Annotated in this window: 21 protein-coding genes and 1 other RNA gene; 4 read left to right on the top strand and 18 right to left on the bottom strand. The window is 61.8% G+C overall.

Annotated features, from left to right (window positions below; genetic code table 11):
• Positions 1-16 precede the first annotated feature (16 nt).
• Positions 17-1,510 (top strand): sensor domain-containing diguanylate cyclase, encoded by a 1,494-nt coding sequence (locus HX803_RS19870; protein WP_178922776.1) that lies wholly within the window; start codon positions 17-19, stop codon positions 1,508-1,510.
• Positions 1,511-1,586: 76 nt separating this feature from the next.
• Positions 1,587-3,086: a sensor domain-containing diguanylate cyclase gene (locus HX803_RS19865; RefSeq protein ID WP_178922774.1), complete on the top strand. Its 1,500-nt coding sequence runs from the start codon at positions 1,587-1,589 to the stop codon at positions 3,084-3,086.
• Positions 3,087-3,255: 169 nt separating this feature from the next.
• Here the strand turns inward: HX803_RS19865 and lpxC are convergent, their stop codons facing one another.
• The 18 genes from lpxC to rsmI all read right to left on the bottom strand — a co-directional run bounded on the left by lpxC (position 3,256) and on the right by rsmI (position 22,794).
• Positions 3,256-4,167, bottom strand: a complete 912-nt coding sequence (gene lpxC / locus HX803_RS19860) for a UDP-3-O-acyl-N-acetylglucosamine deacetylase (RefSeq protein WP_003171886.1) — start codon at positions 4,165-4,167, stop codon at positions 3,256-3,258.
• A gap of 112 nt (positions 4,168-4,279) precedes the next feature.
• Entirely contained in the window at positions 4,280-5,485 is a 1,206-nt protein-coding gene (gene ftsZ / locus HX803_RS19855) for a cell division protein FtsZ (RefSeq protein ID WP_178922772.1), read from the bottom strand.
• A gap of 82 nt (positions 5,486-5,567) precedes the next feature.
• The gene (gene ftsA / locus HX803_RS19850) at positions 5,568-6,830 is read right to left on the bottom strand and encodes a cell division protein FtsA (RefSeq protein WP_178922770.1); all 1,263 of its coding nucleotides are present in this window, start codon (positions 6,828-6,830) and stop codon (positions 5,568-5,570) included.
• A 15-nt stretch (positions 6,831-6,845) separates the two neighbouring features.
• Positions 6,846-7,715: a cell division protein FtsQ/DivIB gene (locus HX803_RS19845; RefSeq protein WP_176995031.1), complete on the bottom strand. Its 870-nt coding sequence runs from the start codon at positions 7,713-7,715 to the stop codon at positions 6,846-6,848.
• Between the two features lie 4 nt (positions 7,716-7,719).
• Positions 7,720-8,676, bottom strand: a complete 957-nt coding sequence (locus HX803_RS19840; RefSeq protein ID WP_178922768.1) for a D-alanine--D-alanine ligase — start codon at positions 8,674-8,676, stop codon at positions 7,720-7,722.
• Positions 8,673-10,118, bottom strand: coding sequence for a UDP-N-acetylmuramate--L-alanine ligase (murC, locus tag HX803_RS19835; protein ID WP_178922766.1), 1,446 nt, complete (start codon positions 10,116-10,118; stop codon positions 8,673-8,675). Before murC ends, HX803_RS19840 begins: the two co-directional genes overlap by 4 nt.
• Positions 10,111-11,181: an undecaprenyldiphospho-muramoylpentapeptide beta-N-acetylglucosaminyltransferase gene (murG, locus tag HX803_RS19830; RefSeq protein WP_178922765.1), complete on the bottom strand. Its 1,071-nt coding sequence runs from the start codon at positions 11,179-11,181 to the stop codon at positions 10,111-10,113. The genes murC and murG overlap by 8 nt, the downstream gene beginning before the upstream one ends.
• Positions 11,171-12,394 carry a putative lipid II flippase FtsW gene (gene ftsW / locus HX803_RS19825; protein WP_176995035.1) on the bottom strand — a complete coding sequence of 408 codons (1,224 nt, stop codon included), beginning with the start codon at positions 12,392-12,394 and terminating at the stop codon, positions 11,171-11,173. The genes murG and ftsW overlap by 11 nt, the downstream gene beginning before the upstream one ends.
• The gene (gene murD, locus HX803_RS19820) at positions 12,391-13,737 is read right to left on the bottom strand and encodes a UDP-N-acetylmuramoyl-L-alanine--D-glutamate ligase (RefSeq protein ID WP_178922764.1); all 1,347 of its coding nucleotides are present in this window, start codon (positions 13,735-13,737) and stop codon (positions 12,391-12,393) included. The genes ftsW and murD overlap by 4 nt, the downstream gene beginning before the upstream one ends.
• Positions 13,738-13,743: 6 nt before the next feature.
• On the bottom strand, positions 13,744-14,826 hold the full coding sequence (gene mraY / locus HX803_RS19815) for a phospho-N-acetylmuramoyl-pentapeptide-transferase (RefSeq protein ID WP_123714635.1): 1,083 nt from the start codon (positions 14,824-14,826) through the stop codon (positions 13,744-13,746).
• Complete coding sequence (gene murF / locus HX803_RS19810) at positions 14,826-16,196, bottom strand: UDP-N-acetylmuramoyl-tripeptide--D-alanyl-D-alanine ligase (RefSeq protein ID WP_178922763.1); 1,371 nt, start codon at positions 16,194-16,196, stop codon at positions 14,826-14,828. Before murF ends, mraY begins: the two co-directional genes overlap by 1 nt.
• Positions 16,189-17,652, bottom strand: a complete 1,464-nt coding sequence (locus HX803_RS19805; protein ID WP_178922762.1) for a UDP-N-acetylmuramoyl-L-alanyl-D-glutamate--2,6-diaminopimelate ligase — start codon at positions 17,650-17,652, stop codon at positions 16,189-16,191. Before HX803_RS19805 ends, murF begins: the two co-directional genes overlap by 8 nt.
• Positions 17,652-19,394 carry a penicillin-binding protein 2 gene (locus tag HX803_RS19800; RefSeq protein WP_176995252.1) on the bottom strand — a complete coding sequence of 581 codons (1,743 nt, stop codon included), beginning with the start codon at positions 19,392-19,394 and terminating at the stop codon, positions 17,652-17,654. Before HX803_RS19800 ends, HX803_RS19805 begins: the two co-directional genes overlap by 1 nt.
• Entirely contained in the window at positions 19,394-19,687 is a 294-nt protein-coding gene (gene ftsL, locus HX803_RS19795; protein WP_003171871.1) for a cell division protein FtsL, read from the bottom strand. The genes HX803_RS19800 and ftsL overlap by 1 nt, the downstream gene beginning before the upstream one ends.
• Positions 19,684-20,631: a 16S rRNA (cytosine(1402)-N(4))-methyltransferase RsmH gene (rsmH, locus tag HX803_RS19790; RefSeq protein WP_372339928.1), complete on the bottom strand. Its 948-nt coding sequence runs from the start codon at positions 20,629-20,631 to the stop codon at positions 19,684-19,686. The genes ftsL and rsmH overlap by 4 nt, the downstream gene beginning before the upstream one ends.
• The gene (mraZ, locus tag HX803_RS19785) at positions 20,628-21,083 is read right to left on the bottom strand and encodes a division/cell wall cluster transcriptional repressor MraZ (RefSeq protein WP_003171868.1); all 456 of its coding nucleotides are present in this window, start codon (positions 21,081-21,083) and stop codon (positions 20,628-20,630) included. Before mraZ ends, rsmH begins: the two co-directional genes overlap by 4 nt.
• Positions 21,084-21,438: 355 nt before the next feature.
• Positions 21,439-21,792, bottom strand: an RNA gene (rnpB, locus tag HX803_RS19780) — RNase P RNA component class A.
• Between the two features lie 96 nt (positions 21,793-21,888).
• Complete coding sequence (gene rsmI, locus HX803_RS19775; protein WP_178922761.1) at positions 21,889-22,794, bottom strand: 16S rRNA (cytidine(1402)-2'-O)-methyltransferase; 906 nt, start codon at positions 22,792-22,794, stop codon at positions 21,889-21,891.
• Positions 22,795-22,970: 176 nt separating this feature from the next.
• On the opposite strand from rsmI, the gene HX803_RS19770 reads away from it, so the two are divergent.
• Positions 22,971-24,782 (top strand): penicillin-binding protein activator, encoded by a 1,812-nt coding sequence (locus HX803_RS19770; protein WP_178922760.1) that lies wholly within the window; start codon positions 22,971-22,973, stop codon positions 24,780-24,782.
• On the top strand, positions 24,782-25,153 hold the full coding sequence (locus HX803_RS19765; RefSeq protein ID WP_178922759.1) for a YraN family protein: 372 nt from the start codon (positions 24,782-24,784) through the stop codon (positions 25,151-25,153). The genes HX803_RS19770 and HX803_RS19765 overlap by 1 nt, the downstream gene beginning before the upstream one ends.
• Positions 25,154-25,219 lie beyond the last annotated feature (66 nt).

Raw genomic sequence — 25,219 nt, 5'->3', positions numbered from 1 at the left:
CGTTGAAGTCTGCGCGATGAGTCAACCCCGTACTGGTAACCTGCCCTCCCGCTCAGAGCTGTTGCTGATGCTGGGCAGTGGTTTCACCGTCCTCCTGATCGTGATCATCGTGGCCGCCCTGCTCAGCCGCGAACATGCCAGCACCCTGCTGGCCGCCAAGCGATCGACCACCAACATTACTCAGCTGATCAATGCCGATGTGCTGCGCAACGTCGAGCTCTACGACTTGGCGCTGCAAGGGCTGATCGCCGCCGCCACGCGCAAGGACCTGGCGCATGTGTCAGCCGATATTCAGCACCTTGTGCAGTTTGATCAATCCACCGCCGCGCCCTTCAAGGGCGAAGTGCTGTTGCTGGATGCCAATGGTGCGGTCATCGCCGATTCCTCGACACTGCACCCGACACCGCGCAATTTCGCCAACCGGGATTACTTTCTGGCTCACCAGAACAACAGCACGGCGGGGCTATTTATCAGCCGCCCGTTCAAGATCCGCTGCGACTGCGATCAGGTGTGGCGCATTGCATTCAGCCGCCGAGTGTCGGGGCCCAATGGCGAATTTGCCGGGGTCGCGGTGGCGACGATGCGTCTGGCGTACTTCGATCAACTGTTCAACCGCCTCACCATCGGCAACGGCAGCTCGGTGAACCTGCTGAACACCCGCGGCATTCTCCTGGCCCAGCAACCGCTGCTGGAACGCGACATGATCGACAAGGACCTGAGTGACCGGCCCAACTTCAAACGCATGTTGCGCGAAGGTGAAGGCAGTTTCCGGGCGATCTCGTCGCTCTCGGGTACAGAGCGGCTGTATACGTTCAGCAACGTCGGCGAGTTGCCCTTGATCGTGGTGGTGGCACTGGCCAGCGAGGACGTCTTTGCGCCCTGGCAACGCGCCGCGCTGCTGACCAGCGGCGCCACCGGCGTGCTGTGCATTGGCCTGTTGTGGCTGACCTGGATGTTGCGCCGGGAGTTGCGCCGTCGCCATCGTGCCGAGGAGGTGCTGTCGGAACTGGCGGCCACCGACGCCCTCACCGGCCTGGCCAACCGCCGCACCCTGGACCAGCGCCTGCGCCTGGAGTGGGAACGGGCACAGCGCTCCACCGAGTCACTGACGCTGCTGATGATCGACGTGGACCATTTCAAGGCGTTCAATGACCGCCATGGTCATCACGGTGGCGACGCGGCACTGCGCACGGTGGCCCAGGTGATCGGCAGCAATATCCGTCGCCCCGCCGACCTGGCTGCCCGCTATGGCGGCGAGGAGTTTGCGGTGGTGCTGCCCGATACCGACGCCAAGGGCGCCCGGGTCATTGCCGAACACATCCGCAGCAGCATCGAGCATTTGCCCTGGGTGGCCGGCGCCGAACGGCCGATCACGGTGAGTATCGGCATGAGCACCTGGCACAAACGCAACCGCCAACCGCTGGAGGCGCTGTTGCTCAGTGCCGACCAGGCGCTGTACCAAGCCAAGCACAGCGGGCGCAATCGGGTGGCAGAGGCTGGCGCCTGCTGAACGGGCTCATCGGCGATACCCGACAGTGCGATTCAAGGGCTACGCTAAGGGCATCCTTGCAGCAGAAGTACACCCGATGAGCCCGAGCCTGTCCCGTCCAACACGCCGCCCGGAACGCCTGCTGATCGTGGGCAGCGTCCTCACCGTCCTGCTGATCATGGCGATCGTGACGGCCCTGCTGATCCGCGAACACGCCAACACCCTGCAGAGCGCCAAACGCACCGCCAACAACATCACCCAATTGATCGACGCCGATGTGCTACGTAACGTCGAACTCTACGACATGGCCCTCAAGGGTCTGATTGCCGCCACCGAGCGCAATGACCTGCAAGGCGTCTCGGCGAGCATCCGCCACCTGGTGCTGTTTGATCGCTCCGCCGCTGCGCCTTACAAGGGCGATATCCTGCTGCTGGACGCCAATGGCGAGGTGATTGCCGACTCTTCGTTGCTGACGCCCAAGACCGGCAACTTTGCCGACCGTGACTATTTCCAGATGCATCGCAAGGCACCTGATATCGGGTTGTATATCAGTCGCCCGTTCATGGCGCGGTGCATCTGCGATGACCAATGGCGCATCGCATTCAGCCGGCGCATTTCGTCGCCGGACGGGCGCTTCCAGGGCGTTGCGGTGGCGTCCATGCGCTTGTCGTACTTCCACCAGCTGTTCAGCAGCCTGAACATCGGCAGCAACGGCACCATCAACCTGATCAACCACCAGGGCATCCTGCTGGCGCAGCAACCGATGCTGGAGCTGGACATGGTCGACAAGGACCTCAGCCAGCGCCCGAACGTGGCACGCATGCTCAAGGAGCGCGACGGCAGCTTCCAGGGCACGTCCAGCGTTGACCGCCAGGAGCGGCTATACACCTTTTCCACCGTGGGCACCTTGCCGTTGATCGTGGCCGTGGCGTTGTCCACCGATGAGGTGTTCGCCCAATGGAAGCGTGCCGCCGTGCTCATCAGCCTGGCCACCGGGGTGCTGTGCGCAGGCCTGTTGTGGCTGACCTGGATGTTGAGCAAGGAACTGCGCCGCCGTCATCGCGCCGAACAGGTGCTGTCAGAACTGGCAGCCACCGACGCCCTGACCGGCCTGGCGAACCGTCGCACCCTTGATCAACGCGTGCGCCTGGAATGGGACCGGGCACAGCGCTCAACCGAGCCGCTGACCCTGCTGATGATCGATGTGGATCACTTCAAGGCCTTCAACGATCGTCATGGCCATCATGGCGGGGATGAAGCGTTGCGCAGGGTGGCCCAGGTGATCGGCGATAACATCCGCCGCCCTGCCGATTTGGCGGCGCGCTACGGCGGGGAAGAATTCGCGGTGGTGCTGCCGCATACCGACGCCAAGGGCGCCTGGGTGATTGCCGAGCATATTCGCTGCAGCGTCGAGCGCCTGCCTCGGCTGTCGGTTGATGAGCCGCCGATCACGGTGAGCATTGGCATGAGCACGTGGAACAAGCGCAGCCGTGTGTCATTGGAGGCGCTGTTGTTGAGTGCCGACCAGGCGTTGTATGAGGCCAAGCACACGGGGCGCAACCGGATCGTGGATGCCGCTACGCAACAAAATCTGTGAACCCGAACACTGTGGGAGCTCGCTTGCCTGCGATGGCGACGGTGGATTCAACACCGCCATCGCAGGCAAGCCAGCTCCCACATTTGAACTGCGGCGCAATCGAACTCGCAGGCATAAAAAAAGGCCACCCGAAGGTGGCCTTTCAAAACTAAAGAAAGAGAGTTGTTACTTACACCGCCGCAACGGGACGCATGTAAGAGATCGGTGCGGTGCTGGCATCTTCGAAGGTCACGACTTCCCAAGCGTCTGTCTGCTCAATCAACTTGCGCAGAAGCTGGTTGTTAAGGGCGTGGCCCGACTTGAAGCCTTTGAACTCGCCTATCAGGCTATTGCCCAGCAGGTAGAGGTCACCGATTGCATCGAGGATCTTGTGCTTCACGAATTCGTCTTCATAGCGAAGGCCGTCTTCGTTCAGTACACCATCCGCGTCGACCACGATGGCGTTTTCAACGCTGCCGCCGAGTGCGAGGTTGTGCTTGCGCAGGTACTCGATGTCACTCATGAAACCAAAGGTACGGGCGCGGCTGACTTCTTTTACGAACGAAGTGCTGGAAAAATCCACGCTTGCACTTTGGGTGCGGTCACGGAATACCGGGTGATCGAAATCGATCTCAAAGCTCACTTTGAAGCCTTCGAACGGGACGAAGGTGGCGCGCTTGTCGCCGTCTTCTACTGTCACTTCCCGCAGAATGCGAATGAACTTCTTGGCTGCGTCCTGTTCTTCCAGGCCGGCAGATTGAATCAAGAATACGAAGGGTCCAGCGCTGCCATCCATGATCGGGACTTCGGACGCGGAGAGCTCGACGTAGGCGTTATCGATGCCCAGGCCAGCCATGGCCGAGAGCAAGTGCTCCACCGTGTCCACTTTGACGTCACCGTTGACCAATGTGGTCGACATCGTGGTTTCGCCAACGTTTTCCGCGCGAGCAGGAATCTGCACCACAGGGTCCAGGTCGGCACGAACAAACACGATGCCGGTGTCGACAGGTGCAGGCTTGAGGGTCAGGTATACCTTCTCCCCGGAGTGCAGACCTACACCTGTGGCACGGATAATATTCTTCAGGGTGCGTTGTTTAATCATGGCTTGGACCGCTTGAGCGCAAATTGCGAACTGGTATCAACAAAGGCTGGCGATAATAGCAGACCAGACCTTTGCTGAACACCAATCACCTTCATAGCCCTGATACATTCCATTAATCGGCCTGACGACGCAAGAATGCCGGGATGTCCAGATAGTCCAGATCATCTTGCGGATTCGGGCTACGGGACGCCGCAGCACCGGCCTGAGCCTGGTTGCGCATCACGGTCGGACGGTCCAGGTCACGGTAGTTCACCGACGGCAGTTCCTGGCGCGCAGGCGCTGGAGCGGCAGCCGATTGGCTCGCGTGGCTGGCTTGGCTGTTGTGCAGGGTGTTGTCGATGACCTTCACAGGCTTCTCGATTTTTGCACCCAGGCCGGTGGCAACCACGGTCACATGCAGCTCGTCGCGCATGTCCGGGTCGATCACGGTGCCGACTTTGACCATGGCGTGCTCGGAAGCGAAGGCTTCGATGATGCTACCCACGTCGGAGTACTCACCCAGGGACAGGTCAGGACCGGCGGTGATGTTCACCAGGATGCCGCGTGCACCTTGCAGGTTCACGTCTTCGAGCAACGGGTTGCGGATGGCCGCTTCAGTGGCTTCACGTGCACGGTTCGGACCGCTGGCGCAACCAGTGCCCATCATGGCCATGCCCATTTCGCTCATGACAGTACGGACGTCGGCAAAGTCGACGTTGATCATGCCTGGGCGCTTGATGATGTCGGAGATACCGCGAACGGCACCGGCCAGTACATCGTCAGCCTTGGCGAACGCGGACAGCAGGCTTGCGTCCTTGCCCAGGATGGTCAGCAGCTTCTCGTTGGGGATGGTGATCAACGAGTCGACGCTTTCAGACAGCAGACGGATACCTTCGTCGGCGATCTGCATGCGCTTGCGGCCTTCGAACGGGAACGGACGGGTCACGACTGCAACCGTCAGAATGCCCATTTCCTTGGCCACTTCGGCAATGATCGGCGCAGCACCGGTACCGGTACCACCGCCCATGCCCGTGGTGATGAACACCATGTTGGTGCCTTGCAGCACTTCAGCAATACGCTCGCGGTCTTCCAGGGCGGCTTGACGGCCGACTTCCGGGTTCGCGCCAGCGCCGAGGCCCTTGGTCACGGCGGTGCCCAATTGCAGGATGGTCCGCGCGCCGATGCTTTTCAGCGCCTGGGCATCAGTGTTGGCGCAGATGAATTCAACGCCTTCAATGTTGCTCTTGACCATGTGGTTGACAGCGTTGCCGCCGCCACCGCCGACACCGATCACTTTGATGACCGGGCTTGCGGGGATGTTGTCTACGAGTTCGAACATGTTCCCTCTCCTTTCATTTCTCTAGTTTTTTCGCCTACTGCTTACAACGGTGCTGCGGTGTGTCGGTGTTGCGGTAAATCGCTTAGAAGTTGCCCTTGACCCAGGCCTGCAAACGCTCGAACAACGGCGCCTTGGCTTCGTCGTCGCCGCGGTAGCTGTCACGGATGCTCGGGCCCGACAGGGAAATGCCGTCGGTCTGCTTTTGCAGCCCGTACAGCAGCAAGCCCACGCCAGTGGAATAAATCGGGTTGCGCACCACGTCGCCCAGGCCCTTGACGCCATGGGGCACGCCCAGGCGGACCGGCATGTGGAAGATTTCCTCGGCCAGTTCGACCGCGCCTTCCATCTTCGAGGTGCCACCGGTCAGCACGATGCCGGCCGGGATCAAATCTTCGTAGCCGCTGCGGCGCAGTTCAGCCTGGATCAGGGTGAACAGCTCGTCGTAGCGTGGCTCGACCACTTCGGCCAGGGCCTGGCGCGACAGCTCACGCGGTGGACGGTCGCCCACGCTCGGCACCTTGATGGTCTCGCCGGCACCGGCCAGCTTGGCCAGGGCGCAGGCGTAGCGGATCTTGATTTCTTCGGCGTACTGGGTCGGTGTGCGCAACGCCATGGCGATGTCGTTGGTCACCTGGTCGCCGGCAATCGGGATCACGGCGGTGTGACGGATCGCACCCTCGGTGAAGATCGCGATGTCGGTGGTGCCGCCGCCGATGTCCACCAGGCACACGCCCAGTTCTTTTTCGTCGTCAGTCAGTACCGAGTAGGCCGAGGCCAACTGCTCCAGAATGATGTCGTCGATTTCCAGGCCGCAGCGGCGCACGCATTTTTCAATGTTCTGGGCGGCGTTGACGGCGCAGGTCACCACGTGGACCTTGGCTTCCAGACGTACGCCCGACATGCCCAGGGGCTCGCGAACGCCTTCCTGGTTGTCGATCACGTAGTCCTGCGGCAGGGTGTGCAGCACGCGCTGGTCAGCCGGGATCGCCACGGCCTGGGCAGCGTCGAGGACACGCTCAAGGTCGGCGGAGCTGACTTCGCGGTCGCGGATCGCCACGATGCCGTGGGAGTTCAGGCTGCGGATATGGTTGCCCGCCACGCCGACGAACGCCGAGTGGATCCGGCAACCGGCCATCAGCTGCGCCTCTTCGATGGCGCGCTGGATCGATTGCACGGTGGACTCGATGTTCACCACCACGCCCTTCTTCAGGCCCCGGGACGGATGCGTGCCAATACCGACGATTTCGATCGTGCCGTCTTCCCCGACCTCGCCGACCAGCGCCACCACCTTGGAGGTGCCGATATCGAGACCGACGATCATTTTGCCGCTTTGCACGTTTGCCATGGGTCCTGCCTCTTCTTAATTCTTCGCGACAGCGGGTTGCGCTGCCGTGGGCGCAGCCGGTTCACGCCAGCCGACGGCAAGGCCGTTGGCGTAACGCAGGTCGACGCTCGCAATGTTCGTAATCTGTTCTTTCAAGGTCTTGTCATAGATGGCAATGAAGCGGCGCATCTTTTCCACCAAGCGGTCGCGTCCCAGCAACAACTGGATGCCCGGGCCGGAACTGCCTGCCCCGGTCGTCAAAAACCAGCTACCCCGTTCACGCAGTTCCAGGCGTGCAATGGAGAAGCCCAGTGGCCGCAGCATCTGGCTCAGGGCCTGGTACTGCTGCATCACTTGCTGCTGCGCCCGCTGCGGCCCGAACAGCTGCGGCAGGTGCTCGTAGTTGGCCAGCTCACGCGGGGTGAACGCCTGGCCCTGGTTGTTCAACAGCGCTTCGTCACCCCAACGGGCCACGGGCAGTTGTTCTTCCAGGCGGATCGTCACCTGGTCCGGCCATACGCGACGGACTTCGGCGTGGGCGATCCACGGCATCTGTTCCAGTTCCGAGCGCATGCCGGCCAGGTCGATGGTGAAGAAGCTCGCCGCCAGGTACGGGCCGATGCGCTGCTGCACCGCTTGCTGGCTGATATAGCTCAAGTCGCCCTGCACGCTGATCTTGGTGATCGGCCGGTCGGCATACGGCAACAGACGCTGCGCGCCCTCGTAGGTTCCGAAGCCCAACACCACCAGCAGCACCGGCCAGAACAGCGCCTTGAGGAAACCAAAATTGGCTTTCGGCAGGCGCGCCGACATCGGCTCTTTAGCCACCATTCGGCTGGCACCCCGTGGCACCGGCTTGCGGCTCGGTGCTTGTGGGGGCTGATGACGAAGCGATGCGCCGTTCATGTGCTTAGCCTCGAGGCTCAATGCTGGCTGCAAGGATCGCCAGCACCAACTGCTGGAAGTCCAGGCCGGCGGCACGAGCTGCCATAGGAACCAGGCTGTGGTCGGTCATCCCTGGCGCGGTGTTGACTTCCAGGAACCAGAAATTCCCTTGGTCATCCTGCATCACGTCTGCCCGCGCCCAACCGGCGATACCCAGCGCCTCACAGGCTTTCGCCGTGAGGTCCATCAATTCCTGTTCTTTGGTTGCGTCAAGGCCGCACGGGATCCGGTACTGGGTATCGGAAGCCAGGTACTTGGCGTCGTAGTCGTAAAAGGTGTGGGGCGTGCCCAATGCGATAGGCGGCAATACCTGGCCACGCAGGGTGGCGATGGTGTACTCGGGACCGGAAATCCACTGTTCCACCAACACTTGCGAATCGTAGGTACTTGCCGCTTTCCATGCGTCGATCAATTCGGCGGCCGAGTTCACTTTGGCCATGCCGATACTGGAGCCTTCATGGGCAGGTTTGACGATCAAAGGCAGGCCCAGTTCCTTGGCTGCAGAAATACAATCGTCTTCGCTGCACAGAACGCTGTGACGCGGGGTTGGAATGCCCAGGCTGTGCCACACCTGCTTGGTGCGCAGCTTGTCCATCGCCAGGGCAGAAGCAAGGATGCCGCTGCCGGTGTACGGGATGCCAGCGCATTCGAGCAGGCCTTGCATGCTGCCGTCTTCACCGCCACGGCCGTGGAGAATGATGAAGGCGCGGTCGATCTTCTCGGCCTGCAGACGAGCGAGGAAGTCATCGCCCACGTCGATGCCAAATGCGTTCACGCCGGCGCTTTGCAGGGCTTCGAGCACGGCATTGCCGGACTTGAGCGACACTTCGCGCTCAGCGCTCTTGCCGCCGAACAGCACGGCCACGCGGCCGAAGTCGGCAGGCGAAATAGTCGAAAACAGGGAGCCGTAATCAGTGGTCATTTCGACTTCCCCTTCTCGGCGGCAAACAGCGGGCTCGCCAGCAATTTAGGGGCAAGGCCGCCAATGTCACCGGCACCCTGGCACAGCAGGATGTCGCCGGCACGCAGCAGCGGCTTGACCAGCGGCGCCAGGTCCACGCCACGCTCGATGTAGATCGGGTCCAGCTGGCCACGCTGGCGGATGCTGTTGCACAGCTTGCGGCTGTCGGCGCCCGGGATCGGTTCTTCACCGGCCGGGTACACCTCCATCAACAGCAACACGTTGGCATCGGCCAGTACATTGACGAAATCGTCGTACAGATCGCGCGTGCGGCTGTAGCGGTGCGGCTGGTAGACCATCACCAGGCGGCGCTCAGGCCAGCCACCGCGCACGGCCTTGATCACGGCCGCGACTTCGGTCGGGTGGTGACCGTAATCGTCCACCAGCATCACGTCGCCGCCTTCTACCGGCAACTGGCCGTAGACCTGGAAGCGACGGCCCACGCCGGCAAAGCGCGACAGGCCTTCGACGATGGCTTCATCGCTGACGCCTTCGTCGGTGGCGATGCAGATGGTCGCCAGGGAATTGAGCACGTTGTGGTTGCCCGGCATGTTCACCGAGACATCCAGCGGCTCGCGGTCCGGGCGCAGCACGGTGAAGAAGGTCTGCATGCCTTCCTGGCGCACATTGATGGCGCGCACGTCGGCGTCTTCGCTGAAGCCATAGGTCACGGTCGGACGCTTGACCAGCGGCAGGATCTCGCGCACCACCGGGTCGTCCAGGCACACCACGGCCAGGCCGTAGAACGGCAGGTTGTGGAGGAACTCGACGAAGGTTTTCTTCAACTTGTTGAAGTCACCGTCGTAAGTGGCCATGTGGTCTTCGTCGATGTTGGTGACCACGGCGACCAGCGGTTGCAGGTGCAGGAAGCTGGCGTCACTTTCATCGGCTTCGGCGATCAGGTAACGGCTGGTACCGAGCTGGGCATTGGTACCGGCTGCATTCAGGCGGCCACCGATCACGAACGTCGGGTCCAGGCCACCGGCGGCGAACACCGAGGCGATCAGGCTGGTGGTGGTGGTTTTGCCGTGGGTACCGGCCACGGCAATACCGTGGCGATAGCGCATCAGCTCGGCCAGCATCTCGGCGCGTGGCACTACAGGAATGCGACGCTCAAGGGCAGTGGCCACTTCCGGGTTGGAGGTGTTCACGGCGCTGGACACCACCAACACGTCGGCCTCGGCAGCGTTCTCGGCGCGGTGGCCGATGAAGATCTGCGCGCCAAAGGTTTTCAGGCGGTCGGTAACCGGCGACTCTTTCAAGTCGGAGCCGGACACCTGGTAGCCCAGGTTCAGCAAGACTTCGGCGATACCGCACATGCCCACGCCGCCGATGCCGACGAAGTGGATACGGCGGATGCGGCGCATCTCGGGTTGCGGCATGGCTTTCTGATTCTCAACCATGGGCCACCTCCAGGCAGATATCGACCACGGTGCGGGTTGCGTCAGGTTTGGCCAGGCGGCTTGCGGTGCTCGCCATGCTGTTGAGTCGTTCCGGTTGCATCAAAACCTCGGTCAGGCGTGCGGCCAAATCGGCGGCGCCAGTCGTTCTTTGCGGCAGCAGGAAGGCAGCGCCCTCCCCGGCCAAATATTCGGCGTTGCGGGTCTGGTGATCGTCGATCGCGTGGGGCAAAGGCACCAGCAAGGACGGCAGACCGGCGGCAGCCAGTTCACTGACGGTCAGCGCACCGGAGCGGCAGACCACCAGGTCGGCCCAGCCATAGGCGTGGGCCATGTCTTTGATGAAAGGCTGTACGTTCGCCTCCACACCGGCTTCGCGATAACGCGTGGCGGTGACTTCACCGTGATCTTTGCCGGCCTGATGGAAGACTTCCGGGCGCAATTCCACAGGGAGTTGCGCCAGCGCTTCGGGCAGCAATTTGTTCAAGGGCTCGGAGCCCAGGCTACCGCCCATGATCAGCAGGTGTGCCTTGCGCCCGGCCAGTGCCTGGCGAGCGATGTCCATGAACAGTTCCGTGCGCACCGGGTTGCCGGTAGTACGCAATTTGTCGGATGCACCAAAGGTCTTCGGGAAGGCCTCGCACACCCGGGCGGCCAAGGGCACCAACAGGCGGTTGGCGGTACCGGCCACGGCGTTCTGCTCGTGCACGATCACCGGCACGCCGGCGAGCTTGGCGGCAACACCACCCGGCCCGGTCACGTACCCACCAAAACCAAGCACACACACAGGCTTCAATTCACGGATGACCTTGCGCGCCTGCCACACCGCCTTGAGCAACACGAACGGCGCCTTGAGCAGGGACAATTTGCTCTTGCCGCGCAGGCCGGACACATTGATCAGGTGCAGCGGCAAACCGGCGTTGGGCACCAGCTCGTTTTCGATCCCACGAGGCGTGCCCAGCCAGTGCACGGTGTAGCCACGGCTCTGGAATTCCCGCGCGCACGCCAGGGCCGGGAACACGTGGCCCCCGGTACCGCCTGCCATGATCAGCACATTAGCGCCCATGGGTCGGCTCCTCGGCGAAGTCGCTTTCGCTGAACTCCATCTCTTCGCTGCCCAAGTGAGTTCGACTCTCCCACTCGATGCGCAGCAACAAGCCCAGGCACGCACAGCAGATCACCAACGAACTGCCGCCGTAACTGAGGAACGGCAAGGTCAGGCCCTTGGTCGGCAGCAAGCCGACGTTCACACCGATGTTGATCAGGAACTGGCCGATCCACAGGAACGACAAGCCGTAGGCCACATACGCGGCGAAATACTGTTTGGCCTTCTCGGCCCACAAGCCGATGTACATGCCACGCACACACACGAATACGAACAGCGCGACGGTGCACAGCGAACCGACCACGCCCAGCTCTTCGGCGAGTACCGAGAACACGAAGTCGGTGTGCGCTTCCGGCAGGTAGAACTGCTTCTGCACGCTGTTGCCCAGGCCCACGCCCAGCCACTCGCCGCGGCCGAAGGCGATCAGTGCCTGGGTCAACTGGTAGCCGGAGCCGAACTGGTCGGACCATGGGTCGGTAAAGGTGATCAGACGCGCCATCCGGTAGGGTTGCGCCTGGACCAGAATGGTCACGGCCGCCACCGCCAGCACCACCATCAAGGTGAAGCGGAACAGGCCCACGCCCCCGAGGAACAGCATCGCCGCCGCTGCGCCCATCATCACGACGGTGGCACCGAAGTCGGGCTCCATCAGCAACAGGCCGGCCATGGGCAGCAGCACGATGAACGGCTTGAAGAAGCCCATCCAGCTTTCGCGCACTTCCTTCTGGCGACGCACCAGGTAACCGGCGAGGTAGATCACCACAAACACCTTGGCGATTTCCGACGGCTGTACGTTGAACGCGCCGAAGCCGATCCAGCGCATCGAACCGTTCACCTCGCGGCCGATGCCGGGCAGGATCACCATGATCAGCAAGCCAAACGCACCGATCAGCATCAACCAGCCCAGGCGTTGCCAGGTGGCGATAGGGATCATCATGGTGACGATGCAGGTGCCGAGGCCGATCACCAGGTACACCAAGTGACGGATCATCATGTACAGGGTGTTGCCCGACTGCACGGCGGCCACCTCAGACGATGCCGAGGTGATCATCACCAGGCCCAGGCCCAGCAGCGCGAGGCAACCGGCGAGCATCGGGAAATCCAGGTCGATGCCACGGCCGGTAATGATCGGCGACGGGTAGGGCTTGATGATGTTACGGAAGTTGATACTCATGCCAAGGCCTCCACGCCGCGGGCGAACAGCTGGCCGCGCTCTTCGTAGTTCTTGAACATGTCGAAACTGGCACACGCCGGCGACAGCAACACGGCATCGCCGGGTTGGGCCAGGGCGTGGCATTGGGCGATGGCATCGTCCAGGGAGGTGGCACGTACCTGCGGCACGCCGTCACCGAGGGAGGCGGCGATCACGTCGGCGTCGCGGCCCATCAGCACCACGGCGCGGCACTGAGCAGCCACCGGGCCTTTAAGGTCTTTGAAGTCGGCGCCTTTGCCGTCACCACCAAGGATCAGCACCAGCTTGCCTTCGATATCGGCCCCCAGGCCTTCGATAGCGGCCAATGCAGCACCAACGTTAGTGGCCTTGGAGTCGTTGTAGTAGCTCACGCCATTCAAGTCGCGCACCCACTGGCAACGGTGCTCAAGCCCGGCGAAGGTGCGCAGGCTCGACAACATGGCATCGAACGGCAGGCCCACGGCATGCCCCAGCGCCAACGCCGCCAGGGCATTGGACTGGTTATGCGCGCCACGGATCTTCAACTCACGCACCGGCATCAGGTTCTGGAATTCGAAGGCCAGGTATTTCTCGCCATTCTCCTCACGAATGCCAAAGGCTTTGAAATCGGGTTTGCCCAGGCCAAAGGTCCAGCACGGCAGGCCTTCGCCCATCAGCGGACGGCTCAGGGCATCCTGGCGGTTGACCACCACTTGCCTGGCACCCCGAAAGATCCGGTGCTTGGCCAGGTGATAAGCCGGCAGGCCGCTGTAGCGGTCCATGTGGTCTTCACTCACGTTCAGCACGGTCGCCACTTCGGCGCCGAGGTCGTGGGTGGTTTCCAGCTGGAAGCTCGACAGCTCCATCACGTACAGCTCGACATCGTCGCTGAGCAGGTCCAGCGCCGGGGTGCCAAGGTTGCCGCCCACGGCCACGCGCTTGCCGGCCGCAGCCGCCATCTCGCCGACCAGGGTGGTCACGGTGCTTTTCGCGTTGGAGCCGCTGATGGCCACGATGGGCGCCTTCGCATTACGCGCGAACAGGTCGATGTCGCCGGACAGCTTCACGCCACGGGCCGCAGCGGCTTGCAGGGCCGGTGTCGCGAGGGCCAGGCCGGGGCTCACGTAGAGTTCGTCGGCGCGGCACAGAAACTCGACATCCAGCTCGCCACAACGCACTTCCACGTGCGGGTAGTCACGGCGCAGCGTGACCAGCTCCGGTGGATTTTCCCGCGTGTCGGCCACGGCAAACGACGTGCCCCGGTTCGCCAGGAAGCGAACCAGGGACATGCCGCTCTTGCCGAGGCCGACAACGATGCGGAAGTGGTCTGAAGCGATCAGGGACACTCGTTTCTACCTCAGTTTCAGGGTGGCAAGGCCGATCAGCACCAGAATCACGGTGATGATCCAGAAGCGGACGATCACGCGTGGCTCGGGCCAGCCCTTGAGTTCAAAGTGGTGGTGAATCGGCGCCATGCGGAATACACGGCGCCCGGTCAATTTGAAGGAGGCCACCTGGATGACCACCGACAGGGTTTCCATCACGAACACACCGCCCATGATGAACAACACGATTTCCTGGCGAACGATCACCGCGATGGTGCCCAGGGCCGCGCCCAGCGCCAGTGCGCCGACGTCACCCATGAAGACTTGCGCCGGGTAGGTGTTGAACCACAGGAAGCCCAGGCCGGCACCGATCAGCGCGCCGCAGAACACGATCAACTCACCTGCGCCCGGTACGTAGGGGATCAGCAGGTATTCCGCGAATTTCACGTTACCCGACAGGTAGCAGAAGATGCCGAGCGCGCCGCCCACCATCACCGTCGGCATGATCGCCAGGCCGTCGAGGCCGTCAGTCAGGTTGACCGCGTTGCTGGAGCCCACGATCACGAAATAGGTCAGCACCACGAAGCCGATGCCCAGTGGAATGCTGGCATCCTTGAGCATCGGGATGATCAAGGTGGTTTCCACCGCGCTTGGCGCCGTGGTGTAGAGGAAGATCGCTGCGGCCAGGCCGAACACCGACTGCCAGAAATATTTCCAGCGGCTCGGCAGGCCCTTGGAGTTTTTCTCGATCACTTTGCGGTAGTCATCGACCCAGCCGATGGCGCCGAACAACAGGGTTACCAGCAGCACCACCCACACGTAGCGGTTGTGCAGGTCGGCCCACAGCAGGGTGCTGATACCAATGGACGACAGGATCAACGCACCGCCCATGGTCGGGGTGCCGGATTTGGACAGGTGAGACTGCGGGCCGTCATTGCGAACCGATTGACCAATTTGCAGGTTCTGCAGGGTGCGGATCATCCACGGCCCCAGGAACAGCGACAGAGACAGCGCGGTCAGCACACCCAGGATCCCGCGCAGGGTCAGGTACTGAAAGACCGCGAAGCCTTTGTAGAACTGTTGCAGATACTCAGCCAGCAGCAGCAGCATTAATGTTTCTCCGTACTTGAGCCACACAAGGCCGCGACGACGTTTTCCATCACCGCGCTGCGCGATCCCTTGATCAAAATGGTTGTCTGTTTGTCTTGTTCAGCCGTGACCAGCGCCTGGATCAGCTCGGCCTGGCTCGCGAAATGCCGCGCGCCGAGGCCGAAGGCGTCGACGGCATGGGCCATGTTCGTGCCGACCGCGTAGAGCGCGTCGACTTTGCCAGCGGCGTAGGCACCCACTTCGCGGTGACCTTGCTCGGCCCAATCACCCAACTCGCCGATGTCACCCAGCACCAGCACTTTGCGCCCGGCAAAGGTCTTGAGCAGGTCAACGGCGGCATTGATCGAGGACGGGTTGGCGTTGTAAGTGTCATCAATGACGCGCATGCCATTGGTGGCCAGTTGCGCGACGGTGCGCCCTTTGACCGGCTGCACGGCGCCCAAGCCTGTGGCGATGCCGAACAGCGACACGCCCAAGGCGTAAGCCGCAGCCGCAGCCGCCAGGGCATTGGCGACGTTATGGTTGCCCAACAGGTTCAACTGCACGTGCTCACTGCCTTGCGGGGTATGCAAGGTGAAAGACGGGCAACCACGGGCATCCACGGTGATGCTGGAGGCATGGAAGTCGGCGGCGGCGTTGAGCACGGCAAACGTCAGGACCTTGCGCCCGGCAGCGCGTACGCGCCAGGTTTCAAAAGCCTTGTCGTCCAGGTTCAGTACAGCGGTGCCCGAGGCATCAAGACCTTCAAGGATTTCACCCTTGGCCTCGACGATTTTTTCCGGGCCGCCGAACTCGCCCACGTGGGCGGTGCCGGCATTGTTGATGATTACCACGTGGGGCTTGGTCAACGCCACGGTGTAGGCGATTTCGCCGATACGCGAAGCGCCCAGCTCGATGACGGCCGCCGTGTGTTCCGGGGCCAGTTCGAGCAGGGTCAACGGTGCGCCGAAGTCATTGTTCAGGTTGCCACGTGTGGCATGTACCGGCCCGCGCGTGCGCAGGATACCGGCGAGCAGTTCCTTGACGGTGGTCTTGCCGCTGGAACCGGTGACGGCGGCCACTGGCTTGTCAAACGCGGCGCGGTTGAGCGCACCCAGCTGGCCCAGGGCCAGGCGGGTGTCAGCGACCAGCAGCTGCGGCAAGGTGGACTCTGCCACTTCGCGCTGCACCAAGGCACCTACGGCGCCTTTGGCGGCGACATCATTCAGGTAGTCATGGCCATCGAAGCGCGGGCCGGCCAGTGCTACGAACAACTGCCCCGGCTTGATGTTGCGACTGTCGATACTGACGCCGTCGAAGCTGCAATCGCTCGACAACACACGGGCCGACAGGGCCTGGGGCAGTTCGCTGAATGTCATCGCTTTAAGCATGGGCGACCTCCCAGGCGGTCAGGGCGTGATCGGCCTCGACCAGGTCGGAGAAGGCATGACGCTCGCCGTTGATTTCCTGATAGTCCTCGTGACCTTTACCGGCCAGCACCACCACGTCGTCAGCGCTGGCGCTGGCGATCAATTGGGCGATGGCTGCACCACGACCAGCAACGAAGGTCGCGTGGGAAGCGTCTTTAAAACCGACACGGATGTCATCGAAAATCTGGCTCGGGTCTTCGCTGCGCGGGTTGTCGTCGGTGACGAGCACACCGTCGGCCAGGCGCTCGACGATCTCGGCCATCAGCGGACGCTTGCCGCGATCACGATCACCGCCGCAGCCGAACAGGCACAGGAGCTTGCCCTTGGCGTGTGGGCGCAGGGCGACCAATACTTTTTCCAGGGCGTCCGGGGTGTGGGCGTAATCGACCACCACCAGCGGCTGCTTGCCGCCACCCAAGCGCTGCATGCGACCTACCGGGCCTTCCAGCTTCGGCAGTACACGCAAGATTTCATCCAGTGCGTAATCCAAGCCGAGCAAGGCGCCGATAGCCGCCAGGGTGTTGCTCAGGTTGAAGCGGCCGAGCAAGCTGCTGCGCAAATGATGTTCGCCCTGCGGCGTTACCAAGGTCGCGAGCACACCTTCGTCATTGAAGTGGGCATCACGGCAATACAGGTACGCACTGGAATCTTCCAGGCTGTAGCTGATCAGGCGCGATTCACGGTCTTCGGCTGCCAGTTGGCGGCCGAATGCGTCATCCAGGTTCACCACGCGGCACTTGAGGTCGTTCCAGGCAAACAGCTTGGCCTTCTCGGCAGCGTAGGCCTCCATGGTGCCGTGGTAATCCAGGTGATCGCGGGACAGGTTGGTCATCACCGCCACATCAAAGGCCAGCGCCGCAACGCGCCCTTGGTGCAAGCCGTGGGACGACACTTCCATGGCGACCGCCTTGGCCCCGGCCTTTTTCAGGTCGGCCAGGGTCGCTTGCACGGCAATCGGGTTTGGCGTGGTGTGCAGGCCGCTTTGCAGCGCGCCATAGAAGCCAGTGCCCAACGTACCGACGATGCCGCAGTGTTGCCCCAGCAGATCCAGGGCTTGGGCGATCAATTGGGTCACGCTGGTCTTGCCGTTGGTGCCGGTGACGCCGACCAGGTTCAGCTGGCGGCTCGGGTCGCCATAAAAACGCCCGGCGATATCCGACAGTTGTGCCGCCAGGCCCTTGACCGGAATCAACGGCACGTCAGTGATCGGCAATACGGTGGCGCCTTCTACTTCATACGCCACGGCGGCCGCACCGCGCTGCAACGCGTCGGCGATGTGCGCGCGACCATCGAACTTGCCGCCGGGTACCGCCAGGAACAGGTCACCGGCGCGTACGTTACGGCTGTCCAGGCTCAACTCGCGAATCAACAGATCACGACCGGCGTGGGCAAAAATCTTATTTAGGCTAAGAGACATCAGCCGCGCCCTCCATTGGCTTTTGCAGCAGCGGCCGGTGGTCCGGCGTTCGCTTGTTGGGTCGGCGGCAGGTTGTCCGGCGTGATGTTCATCAGGCGCAGGGTGCCGGACATCACTTTGCTGAACACCGGCGCCGATACCAGGCCACCGAAGTAGCCTGCCTTACTCGGTTCATCGATCACGACGACGATGGCGTAGCGTGGGTCGCTCATCGGGCCGAAGCCGGCGAACAGCGAACGGTAGGAGTTCTCGGCGTAGCCCTTGGTGCCCACCGACGTCTTACGCGCAGTACCCGACTTGCCCGCCACGTGATACGCCGGCACCTGGGCACGGAACACACCGCGGGGTGCTTCGATCACTTGTTGCAGCATGCCCTGCATGGTCTTGGCGACGTTTTCCGGAATCACCTGGGTCGATTTCGGCGCTTCGTCGACATGGATCAGGCTCAGGGGCACCATGCGGCCATTGTTCGCCAGCACGGAGAAGGCGTGAGCCAGTTGGATGGCAGTCACCGACAGGCCGTAACCGTAGGACAGCGTGGCAGTCTCGGCTTTTTTCCAGTCACGGTAGTTCGGCAGGTTACCGACGCGTTCACCTGGAAAATCGAGGCCGGTGGGCTGGCCCAGGCCGATTTTTTGCGCCAGGTGGTAGATGGTCTCGCCGCCGATATCGAAGGCGACCTTACTCATGCCCACGTTACTGGAGTTGATCAGGATACCTGTCAGATCCAACACCGGGCCTTCGGTACGCGATACGTCACGAATGGTGTATTTGCCCAACTGCAGGGTGCCAGGGTACACCTCGACCTTGTCGCTGGGTTTCCAGCGTCCGGTTTCGAGGGCGGCACTCATGGAGATGGCTTTCATGGTCGAACCCGGCTCGAACACGTCGATCATGGCGCGGTTACGCATCATCGCCGGCTGCAGGTTGCGACGGTTGTTCGGGTTGTAGGTCGGCTGGTTGACCATGGCGAGGATCTCGCCGGTCTTCACGTCCATGATCACCAGGCTGCCGGCCTTGGCGCCGTTCTCGATGATCGCGTTACGCAGCTCGCGGTTGGCCAGGTATTGCAGGCGCAGGTCAATCGACAACGCCAAGGGCTTACCGGCCTTGGCGTTTTTGGTGACTTGGACATCCTTGATCAGTCTGCCGCGCCGATCCTTGATGACTTGCCGTTTGCCGGGAACCCCGGCCAGCCATTCGTCGTAGGCCAGCTCCACCCCTTCGCGACCGTGATCGTCAATGTCGGTAAAGCCGACCATGTGGGCGGTGGTTTCACCGGCCGGGTAGAAACGACGGAACTCCTCGATGCCGTAGACACCGGGGACTTTAAGGTCGAGCACTTGCTGGCCTTGCTCGGGGGTCAGCCCACGAACGAGGTAGATGAATTCTTTATTGGCCTGGGCTTCCAGACGCTCGGCGAGTGCCTTCGGGTCTTGGCCAAGGGCGGCGGCGAGTTCCGGCCACTTGTCCTTGGCCACCTGCAGCTCCTTGGCGTTGGCCCACAGGGTGGTGACCGGGGTACTGACGGCCAGGGGCTCGCCGTTACGGTCGGTGATGAGGCCGCGGTGTGCAGGAATAGGAATATGACGCAGGCTGCGGGCATCGCCCTGGCCGATCAGGAAGTCGCGATCGACCACTTGCAGGTCGATGATGCGCCACGCAATCGCGCCCACCATCAACGCGAGCAAGCCCAGCACCACGCGGAAGCGCCATGGGTAGAGTGCGCCTTCGAGTTTCATCATGGCGCCACCATGCGGACTTCCGCCGCGCCTGGAATGTGCATTTTCAGCTGTTCGGTGGCCAGCACTTCGATACGGCTGTGGGCCGTCCAGGTGCTTTGTTCGAGGATCAACCGCCCCCACTCCGCCTGCGCCTTGTCACGCACGCTCAATTCCCCATACAGGGTGTTGAGCAACTGACGGTTCCAGTGGGCGCTGTAGGACACCGCAATCGCGGATACCAGCACGCCGATAAACAGCAGCAACATGAAGAAGCTGCCGCCCGGAAGGGGCTTGGCGAAAAGCTTGCTCACCGCAACTTCTCCGCAACACGCATGACAGCGCTACGGGCACGTGGGTTGGCCTTGAGTTCGGCTTCGGAAGCGAACTGCGCTTTGCCATGGATTTTGATTTTCGGCACAAAGGCTTCGAAACGTACCGGCAGGTTGCGCGGCAGGTTGTCGGACTCGCCCTTGACCAGACGACGCATGAACAGTTTGACGATACGGTCTTCCAGGGAGTGGAAGCTGATCACCACCAGGCGACCGCCCACTTCCAGCGACTCAAGGGCAGCCTCAAGGCCAGCCTCCAGGTCGCCCAATTCGTTGTTGACGTGAATGCGCAGGCCCTGGAACGCACGGGTCGCCGGGTTCTTGCCTTTTTCCCACGCAGGGTTGGCGACCTTCAGCACTTCGGCCAGGTCGGCGGTGCGTTCAAATGGCTGGATCTCGCGGCGCTCGACCACGGCACGGGCCATGCGGCCGGCGAAACGCTCTTCACCGTATTCCTTGAAGACGCGGGCGATTTCTTCCACCGGTGCGGTGGCGATGAACTGCGCAGCACTGATACCCCGCGTGGGGTCCATGCGCATGTCGAGAGGGCCGTCGTTCATGAAACTGAAGCCGCGCTCCGGGTCATCGAGCTGGGGCGAAGACACGCCCAGGTCGAGCAAAACCCCCGCCACCTTGCCTGCCATGCCGCGCTCGGCCACTTCGGCCCCCAACTCGGCAAAGCTACGCTGCACAACGACAAAGCGGCCGTCTTCGGCCGCTAGCGCTTGCCCGGTGGCAATCGCTTGAGGGTCTTTGTCGAACCCGAGGAGTTTGCCGTCGGACCCGAGCTGGCTGAGTATCAGCCGACTATGCCCGCCCCTGCCGAAGGTGCCATCCAGATAGCAGCCATCCGCGCGTACGGCGAGAGCCTCAACGGCTTCGTCAAGCAGTACGGTGATGTGGTTAAAGCCGCTATCAATAGTCACAGGATCAAATCACGCAGTTCATCAGGCATGGCGCCCGGTTGTTGAATAGCAGCCAGGTCCGCTGCAGACACAGCATCCCAGGCATCTTCGTCCCACAATTGGAACTTGTTCAGTTGGCCCACCAGCATTGCGCGCTTGTCCAGCTTGGCGTACTCGCGCAAACGCGGCGGCACCAGGAAACGACCACTGCCATCAAGCTCGAGGTCGACGGCATTACCAATCAGCAAACGCTGCAGGCGACGGTTTTCTTCACGCAATGAAGGCAGCGCGCGCAACTTGGTTTCAATCAACTCCCACTCATCGAGCGGGTAAACACACAAACAAGGGTCAACGGCATCAATGGTGATGATCAACTGTCCGGAACTTCGCGAAATGAGCTCGTCACGATACCGGCTCGGCATGGCGAGACGGCCTTTTGCATCGAGACTGATAGCGTTAGCTCCGCGAAACACAGATGCGTTTCTCCAAATTTTAGCGTTTTACGTTCAAAAAACCCACTTTGTGCCACTTTCCGCCACTTGCGCACACTATAGGAATGCGCCCACCACACCGTCAAGGCGCGGATTCAAGGAAAAGCCTTACAGAACGGAGATTTAGGAGCGTAAAAGGAGGAGAAACCAGAGTTCGGCGATGTTTTCGGCCCAACAAGCACAAATAGCTCAAAGAGCTATGGCTTAAAGTTAAAGTGATTTATTAAGAGTAAGATTTTTTTGGTATTACGAAGATGCATCTGCCAATGATTCGGCAGGGAGGGATTCTTGCGTTACTACCGGGTTTCTGCTCGAGATTCGGACAGAAGGAAAAAAGGTGGAGAGTCGATCTATAAGCCGGGTTCTGTCTTGAACAGTCATTCGTCTACGATGGCCATCACTGGACATCTTTAGCAACCTACCCGGTCCCAGCGCGGGCCACGCCTTGGGACCCTATTTGGTCTTGCTCCAAGTGGGGTTTACCTAGCCACGAACTGTTGCCAGTCGTGCGGTGCGCTCTTACCGCACCTTTTCACCCTTACCGGCACCGAAGTGCTTAGGCGGTTATTTTCTGTGGCACTTTCCGTAGGCTCACGCCTCCCAGGCATTACCTGGCACTTCGCCCTATGGAGCCCGGACTTTCCTCCCCCCCCTAATTCTCATAGAGGGCAGCGACTGTCCAATCGACTCTCCGCCGCGCAGGTTAACGGCACGACGGACTTAGGACAAGTAATAAAAGTTCAGAATGGCCATCACGTTCAGACGGAATACAGGATTAACCCCGGAACTATTCGCCTTTTTGTTTATCCAGCGCGGCTTGATATAAGAGATTCTTGCGCACACCGGTAATTTCCGCTGCCAACGCCGCTGCTCTTTTAAGCGGCATCTCCGCGAGCAATAGATCCAGAATACGCATGGCCTCGCTGCCGACCGCGTCTTCATTCTCGGGAGCGGCCCAGCCCGCCACCAGCACCACGCACTCGCCACGCTGCTGGTTGCTGTCCCCCTCGACAAAGGCCCGCAGCTCTTCGAGCGGCAGGCCTTTGAGGGTTTCAAAGGTTTTGGTCAGTTCGCGCGCCAGCAACGCCAAGCGCTCGCCCCCGAACACCAACTCCATGTCCTGCAGGCATTCAAGGATACGATGGGGGGCTTCGTAGAAGATCAGGGTGCGCGGTTCTTCCTTCAGCGCCTGCAGGCGAGCACGCCGCCCCACCGCCTTGGCCGGCAGGAAACCTTCAAAGATAAAGCGGTCCGAAGGCAGCCCCGCTGCCGATAACGCGGCAATCAGTGCGCACGCTCCCGGAACAGGCACTACATTGATACCAGCGGCCCGCGCCTGGCGAACCAGGTGATAGCCTGGATCGGAGATCAGCGGCGTGCCCGCATCGGAGATCAGCGCCACGTCGTCACCGGCCAACAGGCGCACGATAAAGCGACTGCCTTCTTCACGCTCGTTGTGCTCGTGACAGGCCGCTAATGGCGTGCTGATACCAAAATGCTGCATCAGGCGTTGAGAGTGACGGGTGTCTTCGGCCGCGATCAATTTTACGTCGCGCAACACTTTCAGCGCCCGGGCACTGATGTCGTCCAGGTTGCCAATGGGCGTCGCCACGACAAAAAGCGAGCCTGCAGTGGAATTCAAAGGACCTGGAGCAGTCAAAACGCACACCTCGATGGTTGGCAAAAGCGCCATTGTAGCGCGTAGATGCCTCGAAAATATGCCATCACGGCCGATGCCTTTTCAGCCGCCGATCGCCAATAGCAACATTTGCACGACCTAAATCGACGGTTTCACGCCAGTAACATCGCGCCTGGGCCAGTGCTTGGGTACAATTCCACGCTAATTTGATCGGTATCAGGAACACTTACATGATCGCTTGCCTGCGGCTGCTCTCCGCCCTCTGCCTCGCTGCCTTGCTGGCCGCTTGCGCCAGCTCGCCCTCGTCCAGCCTTGGCGACCTTCCACGGACCCCGGATGCCAGTATCGAGCAACTGCTCGAACAGGCCACTACCGCCAAGACGCCAGAAAAGGCCGCCCTGTTGCGCCTGAGTGCGGCAGACATGGCCTACAAGCAGAACAACCCTGCCCGCTCCTCGCAGATCCTTGCACAGGTGCCGCTGGATGCTCTCAAGCCCGCCGCGCAAGTCTTTGCCAGCACCCTGGCTGCCGAGCTGGCCATGGCGCGCAACCAGCCCAAGGCTGCGTTGACTGCCCTGAGCCACCCGAGCCTGCAAAGCCTACGTGACTTGCCGGCAGACCAGCAGGTACGTACCGGCACCGTGCATGCCCGCGCTTATGAAGCCGATGGCCAGACCCTGGCCGCCGCGCGCGAACGCGTAGCCATGGCCCCGCTGCTCAGCGGTGATGCGGCTAAAAACAACCATGAAGCCATCTGGGCGCTGATTGCCGCCCTGCCGGCCGAGCAGTTGCAAGCCAGTGGCAACCCGACCCTGGACGGTTGGATCACCCTGGCCCAGGCGGTTAAGGGTGCCGGTACCCTGGAACAGCAACAGGCCGCCATCGACACCTGGCGCGCGCAGAACCCGGGCCACCCGGCCGCAGTGGAACTGCCATTGCCGTTGACCAAACTCAAGGAGCTGGCCAGCCAGCCCCTGAACAAGATCGCCCTGCTGCTGCCACAGGACGGCCCGCTGGCCTCCGTCGGCAAAGCATTGCGTGAAGGCTTCATGGCCGCTCACTACCAGGCCGAACAAGCCGGGCAGAAGCCACCAGTCATCGAGTTCTTTGACAGCTCGCGCCTGACCTCCCTTGACGACTTCTACACCAAGGCCAAGGCTGCCGGCGTGCAACTGGTTGTCGGCCCGCTGGAGAAACCACTGGTCAAACAACTCGCTGCCCGCCCTCAGTTGCCGATCACCACCCTGGCCCTGAACTACAGCGAGACCGATCAGAACCCGGCGCAGCTGTTCCAGTTTGGCCTGGCCGCTGAAGACGAAGCCCGCGAAGTCTCGCGTCGTGCCCGCGCCGACGGCCTGCACCGCGCTGCCGCCATGGTGCCGCGTGGCGAGTGGGGCGAGCGTGTCTACAAGGCCTTCCGCCAGGATTGGGAAGCCAATGGCGGCACTGTCGTCGGCGTCGAGTACGTCGACCAGCCAGTGGCCCTCGCCCAGCAGATCGCCGACCTGTTCCAACTACGTAAAAGCGAAGGTCGCGCCAAGAGCCTGCAAAGCACGGTAGGTACAGACGTAGCAGCACAGCCGTCGCGTCGTCAGGACATCGAGTTCATCTTCCTGGCCGTGACCCCGCAACTGGCCCAGCAGATCAAGCCGACCCTGAACTTCCAGTACGCCGGTGATGTGCCTGTCTACGCGACCTCCCACGTGTTCAGCGCCAGCGGCGACAAGAACCAGTACCTGGACATGACCAACGTCATGTTCTGCGAAACCCCTTGGCTGCTCAGCACCACCGACCCACTGCGCAACCAGGTCGCCGCACAATGGCCGCAAGCCAATGGCAGCCTGGGCCGCCTGTATGCGATGGGCGTCGATGCCTACCGCCTGGCGCCGCGCCTGGGCCAGCTCAAGGCACTGCCGGATACTCGTGTTGATGGCCTGTCGGGCAGCCTGGGCATCAACGCCAACCAGCGCGTTGATCGCCAGATGCCATGGGCGAAGTTCGTGGGCGGCGACATCCAGCGCCTGCCAGACACCCCGCGCTGATGCCCGAGCGGTCCAGCGCACAAAGCGGCAAGGATGCCGAACAACAAGCGCTGAAGCACTTGCAACAACAGGGTCTGCGCCTCCTGGCGCAGAACTGGTTGTGTAAACGCGGTGAGCTTGATCTGGTCATGCTTGACGGCGATACAGTAGTATTCGTCGAAGTCCGCTACAGAAAACACGCACAATGGGGTGGCGCGCTCGCCAGTATCGACGGGCGCAAGCGTCAGAAGCTGATACTCGCCGCGCAGTTTTTCCTGCAAAAAGAGCATCGCTGGGCTGATTCCCCCTGCCGTTTCGATGTGGTTGCCATAGAAAGCACACCGTCTGGTCAGGCTGATCTGAGTTGGCTCCAAGATGCCTTCGACAGCTGATTCACCGGGCACCTTCACCACACACTTTTGCTCTTTGCTTTGCGGGCTGCACATTCCTGTGCCAAA

Origin of the sequence: Pseudomonas sp. P7548 (assembly GCF_013386585.1) — a bacterium.
GTDB lineage: Bacteria > Pseudomonadota > Gammaproteobacteria > Pseudomonadales > Pseudomonadaceae > Aquipseudomonas.
The sequence above is the reverse complement of the archived record's forward strand: the minus strand, read 5'-3'. Positions and strand labels throughout refer to the sequence as shown.